We start from the raw sequence: 21,175 nt of genomic DNA, 5'->3' as shown, positions 1-21,175 counted from the left end.
TTGGTTGGTTGTGTGCCGCAGGGCAAAGAAAAACAACACAGAATCAGGTGCTTTATCCTGCTCGTCTTTTATGATCGACCCAAAACCATGCTGCGCAAACGACAACAGCCGCTGCACTGAAAGGAAAAAGATAACTGGAAAATTTTATTTTATCCGATGTGTTTTCGGAGCGGGCCCTTTGCCCCACACCGCCACCGGTCGGATTTGCAGAACTTTTTCCCTCGGAGGACATTTCTTCGATGACTTCCTTTATTTTGGCTTCCGCCTCAGCGTATGGGCAGACTGTCCCATTTTCCATTCCCAACAAATCGGGCCTGGCCGAAAATGATATTGCATACCGCAATTCATCTGCTGAAAATAGAATGATATCAGTAGATAGCATGGGGATCGTCACAGGGAGGATCGTATCGTAGTCAATATGCAGCCCGCTATTTTCCAAAATATCAGCCACAAGGTCTTTGTGAAAGAGATAGCTGACATCGCTCATTTCTTTTTTCGGCGCTATCCCGCTGGAAACAACGGTATCACCGGAGGGATGGATCGTCACAACCGAAAACAAGTATGCATCCTCTGTCTCTATCACAGGGACTTTCCAGCTATATTCTAAAAAACGACTTGCAAAGAGATCCTCTGTGCGGACATGGATCTTTCTCATCATCACATCGCCTGCACTGCCGAACTGCTCCAGAACTTTTGCTGCTTTTTCACTTCCTGCCGCGGCGGTTTTGACGGATTGGGTATTGGCCAGGGTGAAAGAGCGGAGCGCAGGAGTTTCCGGGATGCCGTTTATTTCCATAATCGCCTGGATTTGTTCTTTTATTTCCTCTTCTATTTCTCTTGCCCCGCCGGGATTTGCCTTTTCCAGCTCTTCCGTTATTGTTTTGCTGTAAAACTGCATTACAGGCTCCTGTGCATAGACCGTCGTGAAAAGGGAGAACAGCATGGTAACCAGTAAAGCAAAAACGGTTTGTCTGTGTTTCATATTTTTCACGCTTTCTCATCAATTTCCCGCCTCTCTTCGCCGGATTGAAAACAACCGGCCTGCGTTCTGTTGCCTAGCGCGGGAGCGCAGTATGGGAGCGGCGGCTCGCCGCCGGCGTCACGCTGCCGCTGCTAGTCTTTCTTTCGGATGCGAAGGATCAGGTCCATGGCCAAAGCGCCCAGGATCAGGAAGAGAGCCAGGATCATATAGATTGTAAACTCCTGAGAGGACAGATGGTTTCCCGAAAAAAGGGGATAGGCTCTTACCATACTCCCAACGATCACCACAAGGATGCAGTAAACCGTCATATGCAATGGTTTGATCTGGTTGTATATTGCATACTCTATCGCTGCGCCCAGGGCCAGGAGGGCGGCCACGATGATGGTGAACAGAATGGTCTGAACGAGCCCATAGCTTCTTAGATTGCTCACAAAGACCAAGAGCAGGACGATGTAAGCCAGCGGCTGGGATACATTCTCCCGTTTCCGTACTCCATATCGCATGGCTGCGCCCAGCAGAAATGGGAAAACGGATAGCATGATCATATTCAGAATCCGGATGTCCATTCGTTCACCTATTTATTGAAGTGTAGATGCTACAAAGTTATTGAATCCGGTTTGCATAAGCTTAGATAAATCATTATAATCCGGATGTTTGACATCATAGTAAGTGGATACATCCCATGTGTTTCCATTATCAATGTACTATGATAAAACTATTATATTGTAGGTAATTCATATTGTCAATATTTTTAATGGCAATATTTTTCAATTTCCCGCCTCTCTTCGCCGGATTGCGCACAACCATCCCTTTCTGCGGCGCTGGGCCAGGATTGCAAAGCAGCCCCTACCGGGTGATGGTTTATCACACCCGGAGCACCGAGGCAGAGCAGTGCATAAAGCCTTCAGCGAGTTTTGGGTCCAGCGTCACGCTGGTGCATAGATATGTGACAGGAGGGGATATCTATGGAGCGTGTGGGGCTGTATCTGCGGCTGAGCCGGGAGGACGGAGAAGGGGAGAGCGGGAGCATCGAAAGCCAGCGTCTGCTTCTGCGGGACTACTGCCGCACCCATCATCTGACAGTGGTTTCGGAATACATCGATGACGGCTATTCCGGGCTATCCTTCCACCGCCCCGGCTTTGAGCAAATGCTGGGGGACATCGAAAAAGGCCTGCTGGATACCGTTCTCACCAAAGACCTGTCCCGGCTGGGGCGGGACTACATCCTCACCGGCCACTACCTGGAACGGTACTTCCCGGAAAAAGGAGTGCGGTACATCGCCCTGGGTGACAACATCGACACCGGAGCGGGCCAGGACGACCTGACCCCCTTCCGGGCGGTGGTCAACGACCTGTACGCCCGAGACATCTCCCGGAAGGTGCGGGCCGCCCTGGACGCCCGGAAGCGGGCCGGGGTCTTTATCGGCGCCCGGGCCCCCTATGGCTATGAAAAGCACGAGGGCAGGCTGATCATCGACCCACAGCAGGGGGAGTGGGTGCAAAGAATTTTCGCCTGGTGTCTGGATGGAGACAGCTGCCCCACGATCGCCCGGAAGCTGGGGCAGGCCGGCTGCCCTTCTCCCACGGGGAAGGGGGAGTGGAGCGGCGCCATGGTGCGGCGCATCCTCACAAACCCCACCTACAAGGGCGACCTGACCCAGAACCGCAGCCGGAAGATCAGCTGCAAGGTGGAAAAAAGCCGGACGGTGCCCAAGGAGGGCTGGGTGATCTGCCCCGGGGCCTGCCCCCCTCTGGTGGGGGAGGAGGACTTTGCCCGGGTGCAGGAAAAAATGGAAGGGAGCAGGCGGCAAAAAGACCCCCTGGCTTCCTTCCTCCGCTGCGCCAGATGCGGCAGCCCCATGGGCATCACCGGAGACGGCAAGCGCCGCTATCTCATTTGCCGGGGACGGAAAAAAGGGGAGTGCACCCTGCCTTTGATCCCCTGGGACAAGGCCATGGAAGAGACCCGGGCGGCTTTGCGCCGGGCCGGAGCACAGGAGGATTTTCAGCGGCCATTCCCATGCCCTGGGGCCATCATCGGGGAAGATGGGGCGGCGCTTTTGGGGGACTATGGGGGGAATCGGCCCGTTTGAGGGCGAGAAATTGTCCCTTTCCACAAAAAAGGCCCCTTTTGCGAAATTCCTGTTGAACTTATGGCAAAAAGAAAGTAAAATAGAGGTAGTTATTGCAATCGGGAGAGAGGGTGCAGGCTGCTATGAAAAAGTGTTTTGCCATTCTGATGGGCGAAATCCAGGGGCCTTGTGCGCCCATATTTTCCCGGGTGCAGGGATGAAAAGCTGTGGAGTTTTCGCCGCGGCTTTTTTCTTTTCAAAAATCCACCTTCGGAGAAAGGAAGTTTTCCCATGGAAAAAAATAAAGCAGCAATTATCATGGGCAGCGACAGTGACCTGCCTGTGGTGGAAAAAACCATCCGCACGCTGAAAGACCTGGGCATCCCCTTTGAGGCCCATGTGATGAGCGCCCACCGTACCCCGGAAGAGGCCTGCACCTTCGCCCGGGAAGCCGCCGGCAAGGGCTTCGGCGTCATCATCGCCGCCGCCGGCAAGGCCGCCCATCTGGCCGGTGTGCTGGCCGGGCATACACCCCTGCCCGTCATCGGCATCCCCATGAAGAGCTCCACCATGGATGGCCTGGATTCTCTGCTCTCCACCGTGCAGATGCCTTCCGGCGTGCCGGTGGCCACCGTGGCCATCGATGGGGCGGAAAACGCCGGACTGCTGGCCGCTCAGATGCTGGCCATCGCCGATGAAAGCCTTTTCGCAAAACTCCAGGAAAAGAAGGAGCAGATGCGGCAGAAGGTCATCGAAAAAGACAAAAAGCTCCAGGAAAAGCTCCAGGGCTAATGATATCGGATACACAGGATACGAGGAGGAAGTTTATCATGGAAAAGCGCGAGCAGCTCTACGAAGGAAAGGCCAAGAAGGTTTTTGCAACAGACGACCCCGAAAAGCTGATCGTCTCTTATAAGGACGACGCCACCGCCTTCAACGGCGAAAAGAAGGGTACCATCCACGGCAAAGGCGTCATCAACAACCGGATGAGCAATCATCTGATGCGCCGCCTGGAAAAGGAAGGGGTCCCCACCCACTATGTGGAAGAGCTCTCCGGCACCGATACCGTGGTGAAAAAGGTGAGCATTGTGCCCCTGGAAGTCATCATCCGCAACATTTCCGCCGGTTCCTTTGCCAAGCGGTATGGTGTCAACGAGGGCATCGTCTTTGACGCTCCCACCATCGAGTTTTCCTACAAAAACGACGAGCTGGGCGATCCCCTGATCAACTCCTACCATGCTCTGGCCCTGAAGCTGGCCACCCGCGAAGAGATCGAGACCATCAAGAAGTATGCCTTTAAGGTCAACGACCTGCTGAAGGGCTTCATGAAGGAGATCGGCATCGATCTGGTGGACTTTAAACTGGAGTTCGGCCGTCTCAGTGACGGCACCATCGTCCTGGCCGACGAGATCAGCCCCGACACCTGCCGCCTGTGGGACGAAAAGACCCATGAAAAGCTGGACAAGGACCGCTTCCGCCGGGATCTGGGCGGCGTGGAAGACGCCTACCAGGAAGTGATGAAGCGCCTGATGGGCGAATAAGCAGGAAACGAACGGAGGAGGAAAGTTTTATGCAGGAAAAGCTCCACGAGGAATGTGGCGTTTTTGGTATTTACGATAACGACAACCTGGATGTGGTCACATCCACTTATCTGGCCCTGTATGCCTTGCAGCACCGGGGCCAGGAAAGCTGCGGCATCGCCGTCAATGACGACGGCGTCATCCGCAGCTACCGGGATCTGGGTCTGGTCACCGATGTGTTCAAGCCCCAGGTGCTGGAAAAGCTGGGCAGCGGTAAAATGGCCATTGGCCACTGCCTCTATGGCACCGCCGAAAGCGACAAGCGGGAAAATGCCCAGCCCATGACCATCCGCCATGTGAAAGGCCAGATGGCCATTGCCAACAACGGCGTGGTTCTCAACGCCTATGAGCTGCGGCAGAAGCTGGAGCTCCAGGGCGCCATTTTCCATTCCACCAGCGATGCAGAACTGATCGCCCACATGATCACCCGTGAGCGGCTGACCGCCTCTTCCATCGAAGAGGCCATCTGCAACGCCATGGACAAGCTGTATGGCACCTATTCCATGCTGGTCATGTCCCCCAAAAAGCTCATCGGCGTGCGGGACCCCCTGGGCATGCGGCCTTTGAGCATCGGCAAATGCGAAAACAGCTATGTGCTGGCTTCCGAAACCGCCGCTCTGGACAGCATGGGCGCCCATTTCGTCCGGGATGTGAAGCCCGGCGAGATCGTCATCATCGACGAAAACGGCCTGCGCAGCATCGAAAAGCACTGCGGCAAAAAGAGCCATCTGTGCGTCTTTGAGTTTGTCTATTTTGCCCGGCCCGACTCGGTGATCGAAGGCACCAGCGTCCATCTGGCCCGGCAGAAGATGGGCGAATTTCTGGCAAAAGAACATCCGGTGGAAGCCGACCTGGTGATGGGTGTGCCCGACAGCGGCAACGACGCCGCCCTGGGTTATGCCAACGCCTCCGGCATCCCCTATGGCATCGGCCTGATCAAAAACAAGTACATCGGCCGTACCTTTATCCTCAACACCCAGAAGCAGCGGGAAAACGCCGTGCGCATCAAGCTCAACGCCATCGCCGACATCGTCCGGGGCAAGCGCCTCGTGCTGGTGGACGACTCCATCGTCCGGGGCACTACCTCCGCCCGCATCGTGCGGATGCTGCGGGAGGCCGGGGCCAAAGAGGTGCATATGCGGATCTCCTCCCCGCCCTTCCGCTATCCCTGCTACTTCGGCACCGACATCGACTCGCCGGAGCGGCTGATCGCCAATAACATGACCATCCCCGAGATCGGCCGGAAGATCGGGGTGGATTCCCTGGGCTTCCTCAGCCTCCAGAACATCGTCAAGGTGGCGGAGCATTCCGACTGCCAGTTCTGCACCGGCTGTTTCAGCGGTGAATATCCCCTGAATGTGGAAAACGCTGGCAAGGTCTCCAAGTTTGACCGGAAGATCAGCGAAAACAACGATTGAGAGGACGGAACATGAAGAGTTTTAGCGACAGCTACAAGGCCGCCGGCGTGGATGTGACGGCGGGATACAAAGCAGTGGAGCTGATGAAGGAGCACACCCGCCGGACCATGATCCCCGGCGTGCTTTCCGGCCTGGGCGGCTTCGGCGGCCTGTTCGGCCTGGATGTAAGCGGCATGAAAGAGCCGGTGCTGGTTTCCGGCACCGACGGCGTGGGCACCAAGATCCGCCTGGCCCAGCTGATGGGAAGGCACGACACCATCGGCATCGACTGCGTGGCCATGTGCGTCAACGACATCGTCTGCGCCGGCGCCAAACCCCTGTTTTTCCTGGATTACATCGCCTGCGGCAAGAATGTGCCGGAGAAGATCGCGTCCATCGTTTCCGGCGTGGCCGAGGGCTGCGTCCGTTCGGGCTGCGCCCTCATCGGCGGCGAGACCGCCGAGCACCCCGGCGTTATGCCTGACGACGATTACGACCTGGCGGGCTTTACCGTGGGCGTGGTGGACAAGGAGAAGATCCTGGACCAAAGCAGTGTACAGGCGGGGGACGCCATCATCGCCCTGCCTTCCAGCGGTATCCATAGTAACGGATTTTCCCTGATCCGCCGGGTCTTCGACCTGGAAGGGAAGGGGGACTTCTATTCCCCCGAGCTGGGAGCGAACCTCTTTGAGACCCTGCTCACCCCCACAAACCTGTATGTGAAACCGGTGCTCCGGCTGATGGACAAAGTGCCGGTGCACTCTGTGTGCCACATCACAGGCGGCGGCTTCTATGAGAATATCCCCCGTGCTCTGCCCCAGGGCCTGAGCGCCAAGATCGAAAAGAAGAATGTGCGTGTGCTGCCCATCTTTGACCTGATCGCAAAAGAAGGGAATGTGCCCGAGCACGATATGTTCAACACCTACAACATGGGCGTGGGGATGTGCTGCATCCTGCCTTCCGACAAGGCGGACGAAGCCATCCGGGTGCTGAAGGGCGCCGATCAGGAGGCCTATGTGCTGGGCGAAGTGGTGGAGAGCGGCGAGGGCGTGATCCTGTGGTAAAGATCGGTGTGCTGGTTTCCGGCGGCGGCACCAATCTGCAGGCCCTGCTGGATGCCCAGAAGCGGGGAGAAATTCCGGACGGGGAGATCACTCTGGTGATCGCCAGCCGGAAAAAAGCCTATGCTCTGGAACGGGCCAGAATGGCGGGGGTTCCCGCCCTGGCCCTGCCCCGCCGGGACTATGAAAATCCGGCGGACTATGACGCAGCGCTGCTCACGGCCTTGCAGGAGGCCGGGGTGGAGCTGGTGGTGCTGGCCGGCTTCCTCTGCGTGCTGGGGGAGAAGATGCTGAAAGGCTACGAGGGGCGCATCGTCAATGTGCACCCCTCCCTGATCCCGGCCTTCTGCGGCGACGGCTTTTATGGTCTCCATGTCCACGAAGCCGCCCTTGAGAGAGGGGTGAAGGTCACCGGGGCCACGGTGCATCTGGTGAACGAAGTGACCGACGGCGGCCCCATCCTGCTGCAAAAGGCGGTGGAGGTGCTGGAAAGCGACACCCCCGAAAGTTTGCAGAAGCGGGTGATGGAGCAGGCCGAATGGGTGCTTTTGCCCAAGGCCGTGTCCATGCTCTGCCAGAAAATCGAAAAGGAGAAACACCAATGAATATTTACGCCAAAGAGTCCCTCTTTGACAAGCTGAAAGACAATACCTATCCCGGCCGGGGCATTGTGCTGGGTGTCACCCCCGACGGGAAGCACTCGGTGGCCGCCTACTTCATCATGGGCCGCAGCGCAAACAGCCGCAACCGGGTGTTCCGCAAGGAACCCGACGGCATCCGCACAGAGGCTCACGACCCTTCCAAGCTGGAAGACCCCAGCCTGATTATCTATCATCCGGTGCGTCAGATGGGCCGTGGCCTGATTGTGACAAACGGCGATCAGACCGACACCATTCGGGAATTCCTGGAAAAAGGACTGCCCATGGAGCAGGCCCTGCGCACCCGGGAATTTGAGCCGGACGGCCCCAACTGGACCCCCCGGATCTCCGGCCTTTTAAGCCCCGACGGCAGCTGCAAAATGTCCATCCTGAAAAGCGTGGACGAAAATGGCTCGGGCTGCGTGCGCCAGACCTTTGAATATCCCAATGTGCCCGGCCTGGGCTTCTTTCTCCACACCTATGTGCGGGACGGAAACCCCATCCCCACCTTCCAGGGTGAGCCGGAGCGGGTGGAAATGCTGGACGACATGGATGCTTTCACCGACAAACTGTGGGAGAGCCTGAACGAACAGAACAAAATCTCCCTCTATGTGCGCTACACCTGCCTGGAAACAGGGGAATATAACGAGCGCATCATCAACAAACACCAATAAACAAAAGGAGTCCGAACCCTATGAACGAGCTGGAACTGAAATACGGCTGCAACCCCAACCAGAAGCCCTCCCGCATTTATCGGCAGGGCGGCGGGGAACTGCCCATCAAGGTGCTTTGCGGAAAGCCGGGCTATATCAATTTCCTGGATGCCTTTAATTCCTGGCAGCTGGTGCGGGAGCTGAAAATGGCCACCGGCCTGCCCTCGGCCGCTTCCTTCAAGCATGTGTCCCCGGCAGGCGCCGCCGTGGGCCTGCCCCTGAGCCGCACCGACCGGAAGATCTATTTTGTGCCCATGGAAAAAGAGCTCAGCCCCATCGCCTGCGCCTATATCCGGGCCCGGGGCGCCGACCGGCTCTGTTCCTATGGGGACTGGGCGGCCCTCAGCGATATCTGCGACGCCGACACCGCCCGCTACATCAAGCAGGAGGTCTCCGACGGCGTCATCGCCCCGGGCTATACCCCCGAGGCCCTGGAGATCCTCAGCCAGAAAAAGGGCGGCAAATACAATGTGGTGGAGATCGACCCCGACTATGTGCCCCAGAAAATCGAGCACAAGGATGTGTTCGGCATCACCTTTGAGCAGGGGAGAAACGATCTCATCATCAACGAAGAAATGCTCCGGAACATCGTCACCAAAAACCGCGAGCTGCCGGAGAGCGCCAAGATCGATATGATCGTGGCTCTGATCACACTGAAATACACCCAGTCCAACTCTGTATGCTTCGTGAAGAACGGCCAGGCCATCGGCGTGGGCGCCGGACAGCAGAGCCGCATCCACTGCACCCGCCTGGCCGGGCAGAAGGCCGACAACTGGTATCTCCGCCAGCATCCCAAGACTCTGGCCTTGCAGTTCGTGGACAAGATCCGCCGCCCCGACCGGGACAACGCCATCGACATTTATCTCTCCGATGAATACGAGGACATCCTCCGGGAGGGCGTATGGCAGCAGACCTTCAAGAGTAAGCCCGAGCCCTTGACAGCAGAGGAAAAGAAAGCCTGGATCGCAACTCAATCCGGCGTCACCGTGGGCTCCGATGCCTTCTTCCCCTTCGGGGACAATGTGGAGCGGGCCAGAAAGAGCGGCGTTTCCTACATCGTGGAGCCGGGCGGCTCCATCCGGGACGATCATGTGATCGAAACGGCGGACAAATACGGCATGGTCATGGCCTTCACCGGCCTGCGGCTGTTCCATCATTGATAGAAAAGGGGAGTGCGACACTATGAACCTTCTGGTGATCGGCGGCGGCGGACGGGAGCACGCCATCATCAAAAAGCTCCGGGAAAACAAACAGGTGAAGAAGATCTATGCTCTGCCGGGCAACGGCGGCATCGGTGAGGATGCCCAGTGCGTCCCCATCAAGGCCACCGATGTGGAGGGCGTGCTGGAATTCGCCAAAAGCCACAAGGTGGACTTTGCGGCGGTCATTCCGGACGATCCTCTGGCCCTGGGACTGGCGGACAAGCTGCGGGAGATGGGCATTCCCACCTTCGGCCCCACCGCTCAGGCGGCGGAGATCGAAAGCAGCAAGGTCTTTGCCAAAAACCTGATGCAGAAATACCATATCCCCACAGCGGACTACCAGGTGTTTGACCAGGCGGAAAAGGCCATGGAATATATCACCCAAAAGAACAAATACCCGGTGGTCATCAAGGCCGACGGTCTGGCCCTGGGCAAGGGCGTCATCATCGCCCAGAACCCCCAAGCGGCCAAAGAAGCCGTGGAAGCCATCATGAACGAGAAGATCTTCGGCAAAAGCGGCGACCATGTGATCGTGGAGGAATTTTTGCAGGGGCCGGAAGTTTCCGTCCTCTCCTTCACCGACGGGGAAACTCTCCGGCCCATGGTCACTTCCATGGACCACAAGCGGGCCTATGACGGGGACGAGGGCCCCAACACCGGCGGTATGGGCGCCGTGGCCCCCAACCCCTATTACACCAAAGAAGTGGCCGAAAGATGTATGGAGGAAATCTTCCTGCCCACCATCCGGGCCATGAAGCAGGAGGGGAGACCCTTCCAGGGCTGCCTGTATTTCGGCTTGATGCTCACGGAGGACGGCCCCAAGGTCATCGAGTACAACTGCCGTTTCGGCGATCCCGAAACCCAGGTGGTGCTGCCCCTGCTCAAAACCGACCTGCTCACCATTTTCCAGGCGGTGATGGAAGGGAAGCTCAGTGAGCAGAAGGTGGAATTTCTGGACAAGGCCGCCTGCTGCGTCATTCTGGCTTCCGGGGGCTATCCCAAGAATTATTACACCGGCCTGCCCATCTCCGGCATCGGGGATGCAGAGCAGATGGAGGATGTGTCGGTCTATCACGCCGGCACCAAAATGGAGGACGGCAAACTGCTGACCGCCGGAGGCCGGGTGCTGGGCGTCACCGCTTTGGCAAATGATCTGCCCGGAGCCATGGAGAAGGCCTATGAAGCCGCCGGGAAGATCCATTTTGACAACATGCATTACCGCCGGGATATCGGCCGGCGGGCGCTTTCCATGAGGGGGGAATAACCATGGCCGTTTATCGGATCTATGTGGAAAAAAAGCCGGGCTTTGACCAGGAAGCCCGCCATGTGCTGGAGGAGCTGCAAGGGCTGCAAGGCCTCCGGGGCCTCACGGGCCTGCGGCTCTTCAACCGCTACGATGTGGAGGGCATCGCGAGAGAGCTGTTCGATCAGTGCATCGACACCGTCTTTTCCGAGCCCCAGGTGGACACCGCTTTCGATGCCCTGCCGGAGCTTTGTGGCCCCGTGCTGGCAACAGAATATCTGCCCGGTCAGTATGACCAGCGGGCCGACTCCTGCGCCCAGTGCATCCAGTTCGTCTCCCAGGGCGAACGGCCCACCGTGCGCACCGCCCGTCTCTATGCTCTGGAAGGGCAGATCTCCCAGGAAGAGCTGGAAAAGGTGGAGAAGTACCTCATCAACCCGGTGGAGAGCCGCAAGGCCGCACTGGATGCCTTTGATACCTTGCAGGTGCAGTACCCGGCCCCCCAGATGGTGGAGACCATGGAAGGCTTCACCAAGCTGGAAGACGAAGAGCTGAAAGAGTTTATAAAGAAATACGGCCTGGCCATGGACCTGGGGGACATCCGCTTCTGCCGGGATCATTTCCGCACAGAGGGAAGAGAGCCCACCATCACCGAGATCCGCATGATCGACACCTATTGGTCCGATCACTGCCGTCATACCACTTTCTCCACCATCATCGACGATGTGGAGATCCGTGATGCGGGAGCAAAAGAGAGCTACGGCATGTATGAGGGCCTGCGGGAGATCGTCTACCAGAACCGGAGCAAAAAGCCGGTCACTTTGATGGACCTTGCCACCATCGGCGCCAAGTACCTGAAAAAGATGGGCAAGCTGCCGGAGATCGACGAGTCCGAAGAGATCAACGCCTGCTCCATCCGCGTGAAGGTGGAGACGGAGGAGGTTAGCGAAGACTGGGTGCTCATGTTCAAAAACGAGACCCACAACCATCCCACCGAGATCGAGCCTTTCGGCGGGGCCGCTACCTGCATCGGCGGCGCCATCCGTGACCCCCTGTCTGGCCGCAGCTATGTGTACCAGGCCATGCGTGTCACCGGTGCAGCCGATCCCCTCAAGCCCATGGAGGAGACCCTGCCCGGCAAGCTGCCCCAGCGGAAGATCGTCCAGACGGCGGCGGCCGGTTACAGCTCCTATGGCAACCAGATCGGTCTGGCCACCGGCCTGGTCCATGAATTCTACCACCCCGGCTATGTGGCAAAGCGTATGGAGATCGGCGCTGTGGTGGGCGCGGCTCCCGCGGAGAACATCCGGCGTGAGCGTCCGGCTCCCGGGGATGTGATCGTCCTGCTGGGCGGCCGCACCGGCCGTGACGGCTGCGGCGGCGCCACCGGTTCCTCCAAGGCCCACACCGCGGAGTCCCTGGAAACCTGCGGGGCCGAGGTGCAGAAGGGCAACGCCCCCGAAGAGCGGAAGATCCAGCGTCTGTTCCGCAACAAGGAAGTCACCGCCATGATCAAGCGGTGCAATGACTTTGGCGCAGGCGGCGTGTCGGTAGCCATCGGCGAGCTGGCCGACGGCCTGGATGTGGATCTGGACAAGGTGCCCAAGAAGTACGAGGGCCTGGACGGCACCGAGCTTGCCATTTCCGAAAGCCAGGAGCGTATGGCGGTGGTCATCGCCAAGGAGGACGAGGGCCGCTTCCTGGAAGAGGCCGGGAAGGAAAACCTGGAAGCCACTGTGGTGGCCGTGGTCACCCAGGAGCCCCGTCTGCGGATGCACTGGCAGGGCAAGACCATTGTAGACCTGTCCCGGGAGTTTCTTTCGTCCAATGGCGCCGAAAAGCACATCAATGTGGTGATCGAAGCGCCGGAAGAGGGGAAAGAGGAAACCACAGAGCCTACCGCCGAAAACTACAAAAAGGTGCTGGGTCAGCTGAATGTGTGCTCCCAGAAGGGCCTGGTGCAGCGGTTTGACAGCACCATCGGCGCAAACACCGTGCTCATGCCCTTTGGCGGCAAACGGCAGATGACCCCCACCCAGGTAATGGCGGCCAAGCTGCCGGTACTGGGCAAGGAGACCAAGACCTGCTCGGTGATGGCCTATGGCTTCGATCCCTTCCTCAGCGAAAAGAGCCCCTATCGCGGCGCTTATCAGGCTGTGGTGGAATCGGTGTGCAAGCTGTCTGCGGCCGGCGCTTCCTATAAGGATTGCTACCTGACTTTCCAGGAGTATTTTGAGAAGATGGGCCAGGACCCCTCCCGCTGGGGCAAGCCCATGGCCGCTTTGCTGGGCGCTCTGCTGGCCCAGAAGCAGCTGGAAGCCGGCGCCATCGGCGGCAAGGACAGTATGTCCGGCTCCTTTGATAAGATCGATGTGCCCCCCACCCTGGTGAGCTTTGCCATTGCTCCCGCCTGCACCGACCGGGTGATCTCTCCCGAGTTCAAGCAGCCGGGAAGCCGTGTGGTGCTGCTGGGGGTTCCTCAGAACAAGGAGGGGCTGTTTGAAGAAAACGACCTGCGCCATACCCTGGAGCAGGTGGAAGACCTGATCCGCAAGGGCCTGGTGCAAAGTGCCTATGTGCCCTCCTTCGGCGGCGTGGGCGCTGCTGTGGCCGTGATGGCCTTCGGCAACGGCCTGGGCTTTGCCTTTGACAAAAACTTTGAGGGCGTGTTCGACACCCGCCGGGGCGCTTTTGTGCTGGAGCTCAGCGAAGAGGCCCCCATGGTGGGCGCTCTGGTGGGCCACACCCAGATGAAGGCCAGCATCGCTTTGCCCTCCGGGGAAGAAGCACCGCTGTCCGCTCTGGAAGAGGCCTGGAAGGCCACTCTGGAGCCGGTGTTCCCCGAAAAGACAAAGGAAGAGGGAAGTGTGCCCGCCTTCCGCTTCGAGACGGAAAAACGCAAGGCTCCGGCTGTGAAGGCGGCGAAACCCCGGGTGCTCATCCCGGTGTTCCCCGGCACCAACTGCGAATATGACACCGCCCGGGCCTTCCAGAAGGCCGGGGCCGAGGCGGAGATCCTGGTGCTGCGCAACCTGACTGCCTCCCAGCTGACCCAGTCGGTGGAGCGGATGGTGAAGGCCATGGAGCAGAGCCAGATCATCGCCATTCCCGGCGGCTTCTCCGGCGGCGACGAGCCGGAAGGCTCCGCCAAGTTCATCACCGCCTTCTTCCGCAATCCCCAGGTGACCGAAGGGGTGCACAAGCTGCTAAAGGAGCGGGACGGCCTGATGATCGGCATCTGCAACGGCTTCCAGGCCCTGATCAAGCTGGGGCTGGTGCCCTATGGCGAGATCCGCCGCACCACAGCCGAGGATGCCACCCTGACCTACAATGTGATCGGCCGCCACCAGTCCGGTCTGGTGCGCACCGCCGTTTGCTCCAACCTGTCCCCCTGGCTGATGCTCAGTGAGGTGGGGGATGTGCACACCATCGCCATTTCCCACGGCGAAGGCCGGCTGGTGGCTCCCCAGAGCCTGCTGGATACTCTGGCCGCAAACGGTCAGATCGCCACCCAGTATGTGGATCTGGACAATAAGCCCACCATGGATGTGGCTTATAACCCCAACGGTTCCTTCTGCGCCATCGAGGCCATCACCTCTCCCGACGGACGGGTGCTGGGCAAGATGGGCCACACCGAGCGTTTCGGCGACAATCTCTATAAGAATGTGCCCGGCCACAAGTATCAGAAGCTGTTCGAAGGCGCTGTGAAGTATTATTCTTTGTAGCGGCGAGCCGCCGCTGGCCGTTCCTGTCTCCGGCACCATGCGCTGCTGGCCTTCCTGCTCCGGGTGTGATAAACCATCACCCGGCAGGGGCCAGGGTGCAGTCCTGGCCCAGTGCATAACATAAAAAGGCCTCCCGAAAGGGAGGTCTTTTTTGCTTTATGCTTGCTTTGATTGCCCGGTGCGGCAGCGCAATACGGCTGCGACAGCTTGCCGTCTATGAATTTGCAAAAAGCCAGGACCTGTGCCTGGATTTTTGCACCACTCAAGGGGCCAGTGTGCGCCAGAGGCGTGCACGCCGCCCCTTGCAAAAACTCGAAAAAGTGACTTCAGGCACTTTTTCGAAACGCCAGGCCTCCCGAAAGGGAGGTCTTTTTTGTGGAGTAGATGTGTTGTATAATGAAAAACAAGAATACAGGAAATGAAAGGGTGCGAGGGCAAATGGGGCAGAAAGAAAAAATCCTGTCATTGCTCCGAGATGGGAAGAGCATGACACAAGGGGAGTTGGCCGAGGCGATGTATGGGGATACAATGCATCGCTATCATATATACACAGCGCTGATGGGGTTGGTAAAGAGCGGTGCAGTGGGACGAGCGGGGAGTTATCCAGCCAGGTATTTTCTCAGCGGTGCACCGGCCCCCACCGTTTTGAGCAAGTCGGAAGGAAAAGAGAAGAAGTATCGGGATGTTTCCAAGGATATTATCTGCAATGAAACCATTGATGAGGTGTCCCGGCTGGTGGAGGAAACCGGCAACTATGGCCCGGAAAATCAGTTGGTCTGCCGGTGTCTGCAACGATTTCCGGAAAATCGGGACCCGGATATCGTGGCCATGAAGATCGGATTGATCGACATCACAAACTCCACCCATCTATCCCAGTATAAAAGCCGGATTAGCATGGATGAGCTTTCCCGCATCATTGCGGCCATCCCGGACATCGATGCACGCATCGCCCAAGGCGATCCCCAGGTGGTCAATGACATCGCCCGAAGCAATGAGAGAATCAATCTGTTTTCCTTTGCTTCGAAATATTGCTGCTATCACAATTTCTATCAGTATGGCAGGGATGATTACTCCATTTTGGATACCGTTGTGAAAAAATCTCTCCCACGGTATTTTGCTGATATCACCCAAAATCAGATTCAGAAATGGCAGAATGGCTTTGCGTATGAGAAATATAACGACTATATTACGAGAAAGTTGGATGAACTGGGGATCACGACTCCAAATCGAAAACGCAAATTCGACCATTTTATCTGGTATAAGAACCGTTGAAAAAGGCCTCCCATTCGGGAGGTCTTTTTTGCGTGCTTTGCGTGGGTGGAAAGGTACGAAGAACACGGAAGGGGTAGGGTATGATAGGGCTGGGAAAGTCTGTTTGCTGTCAGGGGTGCCGGGCCTGGAGGACGCTCAAGGGGCTGAGGGAAGTGAGGCCACCGGGCACTTGGGCGGGAACAAAGGAACGGCGCTCTTGATAAAGCAGAAAACCCAGTGGGTTATGAAAAAAGCCAACGCCCCCGATACTCCCAAGGAGAAGGATATGAAGAAAGCTAAAGGGACAAGAAACCCCCTCCATCCCCCTTGCAGGGGAGATGCGAGCGCTTTTCGTGCCGCTGGTCCGGTGTCCGGACGGCCATATTGCGCTTCCGCGCTGGGTGATCGAACCAGGAATAAAGCAAAAAAGACCTCCCGGAAGGAAAGCCTTTTTGTTGTGTGCTTTGCCAGGATTGCACTCTGGCCCCCGCCGGGCACCCGGAGCACCGAGGGTTACAACGCATCAAGCTAGGGAGAGTATGGCCGTGGCGGCTCGCCACTAGAGGAGTTGGGCCACCAGGTCGGTGAGGGTGGGGAACAATGCCACCACCACGATCATGCGCAGAGTCTGCATGGCGGCCACCTTGGCCGGATCGGCTCCCAGCTCGGCGGCAATGATGGACATATCGCTGACACCGCCAGGGGCCGAGGCAAACAGGGAAGTGGTCAGGCCCAGCTTGCCGAACCGGGACACCGAGAACCCCACGATCAGGTTGATGCAGGCCAGGGCCAGCACCAATATGACCGCAGGCAGGGCCACCTGTTTCAGTCCCTGCACCTCCGCCATACCCATGCCCGAGCCGATGATGGCTCCGCTGAAAGTCTGGGTCACATTGCGGAAATTCTTGGGCAAAACGACCCGGTGGCCGGAAAAGGTGAGCACCATGGCCCCCAGCATGGCCCCGATCATGGCCCCGGAGGGAATGTCCAGAGCATGGAGCAGCAGTCCGCCGATGAGCCCGGCCACCGCCAGAGCCAGGTATTGCTTTTTGGAATAGCTCTCCTTGGGCAGGGCAGAAGGGTCCGCCGGGGTCACCTCCCGGCGGGAGCCATGGCTGGCCGCCCGCTTGAGCAAGGCCGGCATGAAGGCAATGACGAAGATCACCCGCACCGTCTGCAAGATGGCCACCTGGCCTGCATCGGCCCCCAGATCATCGGCCACCAGGGTCATTTCCTGGATGCCCCCCGGGGCCGCGGACAGAAGGGCGGTTTTGGGGTCCAGCTGGCTGACGGCGCTGATGCCGATGCCCACGCACAGATTGAGGAAAATCAATCCGAACACCATCATGATGGTGGCAGGGAGGATGGAGCGCAGGCTGAGCACATCCTTGGCGCTCATGCGGGTGCCGATATAGACTCCGGCCATGATGCGGATATAGGGCCGGAAGGGAGCGGGCACATTGGAGCAGTCCCACAGAATGTTCATGATGAGCACGGCGGTCATGGCGCCGATGATGGTACCGGCGGGCAGGCGCAGCTTGCGGCCGATGAAGCCGCCCAGGGCGGCCACGGCCACGGTGAGCAGAAAGGTTGGCATAGGGCATCTTCCTCTTTTCCCGGTGAGATCGTTTCTGTTATCAGTATAGCACAGGGCCGGGGAAAGGGGGCTCCATCCCGGCGAATTTGGCAAAATAGCAGGAAATCATAGCAATTTACACAAATTTTACGAGGGCGTTTCCCTGGGCGAAAAACCCAGGGGGGGCTGATTTTTCCGCCCTGGAGAAACAGGGGGTACTCTGTCGGAAAGCCCCCGGCCTGCCGGGAAAATACGCACCCCTCAGCGCCGCCCGGGCCATCCGGGATACATTGCACACCATTTGGGAGGAGGAAATTGGATGATGAAAAACAAGAACATCGGCTTTGGGATCACCGGCTCCTTTTGCACTTTCCATCGGATTTTGCCGGTGATGGAGGAGCTGGCCAAAGAGAATCAGGTCTATCCGGTGCTGTCTCCGGCGGCCCGGGAGTGGGATACCCGGTTTTTCAAGGCGTCCGAGTTCCGGGCGGCGGTGGAGGGCATCTGCCAGAGGGGGAGCATCACCACGGTGGTACAGGCCGAGCCCATCGGGCCCAAAAAGATGTTTGACATCATGGTCATCGCCCCCTGCACCGGCAACACCCTGGCCAAACTGGCCCTGGGCATCACCGATACCCCGGTGCTCATGGCGGCCAAGGCCCATCTGAGAGGCGGCAGGCCCTTGGTGCTGGCGGTGTCCACCAACGATGCTCTGGGGGCCGCTTCCCGGAACATCGGGGAGCTGCTCTGCCGCCGGGATGTGTTTTTCGTGCCCTTTGCCCAGGACGATCCGGTGAAAAAGCCCCGAAGCATGGTGGCCCTGCTGGAGCGTATCCCCGATACCCTGGAAAAGGCCCTGGAAGGGGAGCAGATACAACCTATCATTTCGCCAGAGCCTTCACTGCGGTGAAGGCTGCTGCACAAAATCCCCGGTTTCCGGGGATTTTTGCAGCACTGGCGGCGTGTTATTTCGGGCCCAGTGCCTGGGCGGTCGTATTGTGCTCCCGCACCCGGCAGGTTGTATGGAGAAGGGCAAAGAGAGTATGGCCGTCCGGGCCCAGTGCCTGGGCGGTCGTATTGTGCTCCCGCACCCGGCAGGTTGTATGAAGAAGGGCAAAGAGAGTATGGCCGTCCGGACACCGGACTTCCCCGACCTTTTTCCAGCCTCCCGGCGGGGCTCGATAGGCGCCAAGTGCCGCAGAAAAGCCTAAAATATTATTTTGGGCCGGTTGTGTTTCCTTGGATGTGTTCAACCGGCCTATCCTATATAAAAAAGCCGCCCGAAAGGGCGGCTTTTTTGTTATGCACTTGGCCAGGATTGCATTTTGGTCTTTTCCGGGTGATGGTTTATCACACCCGGAGCACAGGAGCAAGCAACGCATACGGCCTGGGAGAGTATGGCCGTCCCGACACGGGACTAGTGTTTGACGACGACGCCTTCCTTCATGACAAAGAGGCAGTTCTGCATGGTCTTGACATCCTCCATGGGATCGCAGGACCAGGCGCACAGATCGGCGACCTTACCCTTTTCCACGCTGCCCTGGGTCTTGTCCACGCCCAGCACCTTGGCGTTTGTCATGGTAGCGGCCACCAGAGCCTTGTGGGGGTCCATGCCGAAACGCTGCAGCAGCTCGAACTCATAGCCCTGCTTGCCGTGGTAGTTATAGGGAGTGGCGGAGTCGGTGCCGAAGGTGATGGGCACGCCCTTTTCCAGGCACTGACGGAAGCCCCATTCGTGATGGGACAGGGCCTGGTTGGCCTTTTCCACCATCCAGGGGGTCAGACCCATCTCCGGGCCCTTGACGCAGATGCGCTCGGCGGCAATGATGGTGGGGGTAAGGTAAGTGCCGTGTTCCAGCATCAGCTCGATGGCTTCCTCATCCAGGATCATGCCGTGCTCCACGGTGGTGACGCCGGCCCGGACAGCGGCCTTGATGCCGTTTGTGCCGTGGGCATGGGTGGCGGTGTGGACACCATACAGATTGGCGATCTCGATGATGGCGGCGATCTCATCGTCGCACAGCTGCTGGGCGCCCAGAGTGGTGCCCTTGCTCATCACGCCGCCGGTGGACATGAATTTCAGGAAATCAGCGCCATTCTTCAGGTTGAAACGGGCGGCCTTCCGGGCGGAGTCGGGGCCGTCGATGATGGGATGCTCTTCGGCGGTGCAGGTGACGCCGGGGGCATAGTGGCTGTCGGCATGGCCGCCGGTGGAGCCCAGGGCGTAGCCGGAGACAAACATCCGGGGGCCTTCAAAATCGCCTTTGTTGATGGCGTCACGCAGGGCCACGCTGACAAAAGCCTGGCTGCCGCAGTCACGCAGAGTGGTGAAGCCGGCATACAGATCCTGCTGTACATTCTTCAGGGAATAGAGGGTCAGCTCAGCGGGGGTGTGATGGAGCAGATCCATCCGGTCATTGCCTTCGCCGTTCATGCCGCTGTGGACATGGAGGTCGGTGAGGCCGGGGGTGACGAATTTGTCCGAAAGGTCGATCACTTCCATATCCGGCTCCTGGGCAAACTCCCGCAGGTCGATCACATCATAAATGGTCTTGTCCTCGATAATGACTACTTTGTCCTCCAGAACCTTGCCGTTCTGAGAATCAAAGAGCTTGCCGCATTTGATAGCCCGTTTCATGGCGTTCATCCTCCAATGCATCTAGTTTTTTTTCGGGGTATTTCCCCACTGAAAAATAGTATAACATATTGAACGCGCTTTGAAAACCCCAGTGTCTGGGGAGCCAAAACTCTCTTTGCTGCCCGGGAAACAACCGGCCCTGGTTCTGTTGCCCAGCGCGGGAGCCCCGCAGCCCCCCTTGTGCAAAGGGGGGACAGCATGGCAGGGCCATGCAGGGGGGATTGCAAAGCCAGGCAAATGATTCAGCTGGGTGCTGTGATCGGGTGCGGGAGCACCGCTTGGCCGTCCCGACACGGGACCGGGAGCACCGCTTGGCCGTCCCGACACGGGACCGGGAGCACCGCTTGGCCGTCCGGACACCGGACCGGGAGCACCGCTTGGGAGCGGAGGCTCGCCGTCAATCCCTCAGTCGGCGTTCGCCGACAGCTCCCTTTGCACAAGGGCGCCTTCTTTGCTGCCCGGGACACAACCGGCCCTGGTTCTGTTGCCCAGCGCGGGAGCGCAGTATGACAGCGGAGGCACTCCGCCTTATTTGGGGAGTATGCGGTAGAGGAGGATCACTGGCGGGACGCAGAGGAGGAGCAGGAAATAAAGGGCGTGGCTCCGATTGTTTTCCAGGTCATAGACATCCAACGCCCGCAGGCCGGTGAAAAGAGTGAGCAGCACATAAACGACGATCCCGGCCCAAAGCCACACCCGCCACCAAAGGGCGTCGGAAAGAGTCCATTCCGAAAGGGTATAGGGGACCACCGGTGCGCAGAAAAGGAGGAGGCCGTACAGCATAGGGGTGTTGATCTTGTCCATGAGAAAGCGGAACCAAGGGGCATCGCTGAGTTTTTGCCGGAAGTTCTGGAATTTTTCTTTCATGGGAAAACCTCCTTTCTCTATATGAATACAGTATACCAGGTTCTGGAGAAAACGCAACAAGAGGTGCGGATAACAGAGCGCAGTCTGGAGCGTGTCGAAAAAGTGGCTTAGGCCACTTTTTCGAGTTTTTGCAAGGGGCTGTATGCACGCCTTTGGCGCACACTTGCCCCTTGAGAAGTGCAAAAAGCCACGCACAGGTCGCGGCTTTTTGCGGATTGATAGGGGTAGGG

Annotated in this window: 18 protein-coding genes; 13 read left to right on the top strand and 5 right to left on the bottom strand. The window is 58.4% G+C overall.

What is annotated here, in order from left to right; genetic code table 11:
* Window positions 1–52: 52 nt before the first annotated feature.
* A complete protein-coding gene (locus tag KQI26_RS05990; protein WP_216503695.1) occupies window positions 53–982 on the bottom strand; it encodes a hypothetical protein in 930 nt (309 codons plus the stop codon).
* 131 nt (window positions 983–1,113) lie between these two features.
* On the bottom strand, window positions 1,114–1,548 hold the full coding sequence (locus tag KQI26_RS05985; protein ID WP_216503694.1) for a hypothetical protein: 435 nt from the start codon (window positions 1,546–1,548) through the stop codon (window positions 1,114–1,116).
* 399 nt (window positions 1,549–1,947) lie between these two features.
* On the opposite strand from KQI26_RS05985, the gene KQI26_RS05980 reads away from it, so the two are divergent.
* The 12 genes from KQI26_RS05980 (at window position 1,948) to KQI26_RS05925 (ending at window position 15,885) form a co-directional block, all read left to right on the top strand.
* Window positions 1,948–3,075 (top strand): recombinase family protein, encoded by a 1,128-nt coding sequence (locus KQI26_RS05980; RefSeq protein WP_216503693.1) that lies wholly within the window; start codon window positions 1,948–1,950, stop codon window positions 3,073–3,075.
* 270 nt (window positions 3,076–3,345) lie between these two features.
* Window positions 3,346–3,846: a 5-(carboxyamino)imidazole ribonucleotide mutase gene (gene purE, locus KQI26_RS05975; RefSeq protein WP_216503692.1), complete on the top strand. Its 501-nt coding sequence runs from the start codon at window positions 3,346–3,348 to the stop codon at window positions 3,844–3,846.
* Between the two features lie 38 nt (window positions 3,847–3,884).
* Entirely contained in the window at window positions 3,885–4,595 is a 711-nt protein-coding gene (gene purC / locus KQI26_RS05970) for a phosphoribosylaminoimidazolesuccinocarboxamide synthase (protein WP_216503691.1), read from the top strand.
* A gap of 29 nt (window positions 4,596–4,624) precedes the next feature.
* Window positions 4,625–6,052: an amidophosphoribosyltransferase gene (purF, locus tag KQI26_RS05965; protein WP_216503690.1), complete on the top strand. Its 1,428-nt coding sequence runs from the start codon at window positions 4,625–4,627 to the stop codon at window positions 6,050–6,052.
* An 11-nt stretch (window positions 6,053–6,063) separates the two neighbouring features.
* A complete protein-coding gene (gene purM, locus KQI26_RS05960; protein WP_216503689.1) occupies window positions 6,064–7,095 on the top strand; it encodes a phosphoribosylformylglycinamidine cyclo-ligase in 1,032 nt (343 codons plus the stop codon).
* A complete protein-coding gene (gene purN / locus KQI26_RS05955; protein ID WP_216503688.1) occupies window positions 7,089–7,697 on the top strand; it encodes a phosphoribosylglycinamide formyltransferase in 609 nt (202 codons plus the stop codon). The genes purM and purN overlap by 7 nt, the downstream gene beginning before the upstream one ends.
* Window positions 7,694–8,404: an IMP cyclohydrolase gene (locus tag KQI26_RS05950; protein ID WP_216503687.1), complete on the top strand. Its 711-nt coding sequence runs from the start codon at window positions 7,694–7,696 to the stop codon at window positions 8,402–8,404. Before purN ends, KQI26_RS05950 begins: the two co-directional genes overlap by 4 nt.
* Window positions 8,405–8,424: 20 nt before the next feature.
* Window positions 8,425–9,603, top strand: a complete 1,179-nt coding sequence (locus tag KQI26_RS05945) for a phosphoribosylaminoimidazolecarboxamide formyltransferase (RefSeq protein WP_216503686.1) — start codon at window positions 8,425–8,427, stop codon at window positions 9,601–9,603.
* Between the two features lie 22 nt (window positions 9,604–9,625).
* Window positions 9,626–10,909 (top strand): phosphoribosylamine--glycine ligase, encoded by a 1,284-nt coding sequence (gene purD / locus KQI26_RS05940; RefSeq protein WP_216503685.1) that lies wholly within the window; start codon window positions 9,626–9,628, stop codon window positions 10,907–10,909.
* 2 nt (window positions 10,910–10,911) lie between these two features.
* Complete coding sequence (locus KQI26_RS05935) at window positions 10,912–14,613, top strand: phosphoribosylformylglycinamidine synthase (RefSeq protein WP_216503684.1); 3,702 nt, start codon at window positions 10,912–10,914, stop codon at window positions 14,611–14,613.
* 158 nt (window positions 14,614–14,771) lie between these two features.
* Window positions 14,772–15,035 (top strand): hypothetical protein, encoded by a 264-nt coding sequence (locus KQI26_RS05930; protein ID WP_216503683.1) that lies wholly within the window; start codon window positions 14,772–14,774, stop codon window positions 15,033–15,035.
* Between the two features lie 16 nt (window positions 15,036–15,051).
* Window positions 15,052–15,885 (top strand): hypothetical protein, encoded by an 834-nt coding sequence (locus KQI26_RS05925; protein ID WP_216503682.1) that lies wholly within the window; start codon window positions 15,052–15,054, stop codon window positions 15,883–15,885.
* Window positions 15,886–16,423: 538 nt separating this feature from the next.
* Here KQI26_RS05925 and KQI26_RS05920 read toward each other — a convergent pair.
* Window positions 16,424–17,461: an AbrB family transcriptional regulator gene (locus KQI26_RS05920; protein ID WP_216503681.1), complete on the bottom strand. Its 1,038-nt coding sequence runs from the start codon at window positions 17,459–17,461 to the stop codon at window positions 16,424–16,426.
* Between the two features lie 301 nt (window positions 17,462–17,762).
* Between KQI26_RS05920 and KQI26_RS05915 the strand changes: the two genes are divergently transcribed.
* Window positions 17,763–18,350: a dipicolinate synthase subunit B gene (locus tag KQI26_RS05915; protein ID WP_371744099.1), complete on the top strand. Its 588-nt coding sequence runs from the start codon at window positions 17,763–17,765 to the stop codon at window positions 18,348–18,350.
* Between the two features lie 507 nt (window positions 18,351–18,857).
* Here KQI26_RS05915 and KQI26_RS05910 read toward each other — a convergent pair.
* Complete coding sequence (locus tag KQI26_RS05910; RefSeq protein WP_216503679.1) at window positions 18,858–20,078, bottom strand: amidohydrolase family protein; 1,221 nt, start codon at window positions 20,076–20,078, stop codon at window positions 18,858–18,860.
* A gap of 528 nt (window positions 20,079–20,606) precedes the next feature.
* Window positions 20,607–20,945 (bottom strand): hypothetical protein, encoded by a 339-nt coding sequence (locus KQI26_RS05905; protein ID WP_216503678.1) that lies wholly within the window; start codon window positions 20,943–20,945, stop codon window positions 20,607–20,609.
* Window positions 20,946–21,175: the final 230 nt, after the last annotated feature.

It is taken from the genome of Intestinimonas sp. MSJ-38, assembly GCF_018917925.1.
GTDB lineage: Bacteria > Bacillota > Clostridia > Oscillospirales > Butyricicoccaceae > Pseudobutyricicoccus.
The sequence above is the reverse complement of the archived record's forward strand: the minus strand, read 5'-3'. Positions and strand labels throughout refer to the sequence as shown.